This is a genomic window from Photorhabdus sp. HUG-39 (assembly GCF_963878365.1).
GTDB lineage: Bacteria > Pseudomonadota > Gammaproteobacteria > Enterobacterales > Enterobacteriaceae > Photorhabdus > Photorhabdus kayaii.
This window is the reverse complement of the sequence record NZ_CAWNWY010000117.1, coordinates 1-605: the sequence shown is the minus strand read 5'-3', so window position 1 is coordinate 605 and position 605 is coordinate 1. Positions and strand designations below refer to the sequence as shown.

General features: G+C 62.5%; 1 protein-coding gene. It reads left to right on the top strand.

What is annotated here, in order from left to right:
- Window positions 1–605, top strand: a 605-nt coding sequence (locus AAC155_RS24295; RefSeq protein WP_275658250.1) for a type VI secretion IcmF C-terminal domain-containing protein, incomplete at both ends; no start/stop codon positions are given.

Here is a 605-nt window from a genome sequence, read left to right as displayed (position 1 = left end):
AATGGCACGACACCGTCGTCAGACAGTACCAGACCTACCTGGCCGGACGCTATCCGTTCAACCCGGACGCGACGGAGGATGTGCCGCTCAGCGAGTTCGCGCGGTTCTTCCGGCCCGGCGGCACGCTGGATGCCTTCTATCAGCAGAACCTGAAACCGTTTGTGGAAAACAACCTGACCCACAGCGCGGACGGCCAGCAACTTATCCGCCAGGATGTGCTGGAACAGCTGAAACGGGCCGACCGTATCCGCGACACCTTCTTCTCGCCGCAAAACGGTCTGGGGGTCCAGTATGCCGTTGAGCCCCTCAGCCTGACCGGCAATAAACGCCGCAGCCTGCTCAATCTCGACGGCCAGCTGCTCGATTATGCCCACGGCCGCAGCAGCATCGCGCACCTCATCTGGCCCAACGCGATGCGGGCCGGGGTGGAAAGCCAGCTCACGCTGATACCGGATACCCGCGGCAAATCCCCGCGCGCCATCAGCTTCACCGGCCCGTGGGCCCAGCTGCGCCTGATTAACAGCGGCAAACTGACTAATGTGCGTCAGGATGCGTTTGATGTGCGGTTCACCGTGGACGGCGGCGACATGACCTACCGTATCTAC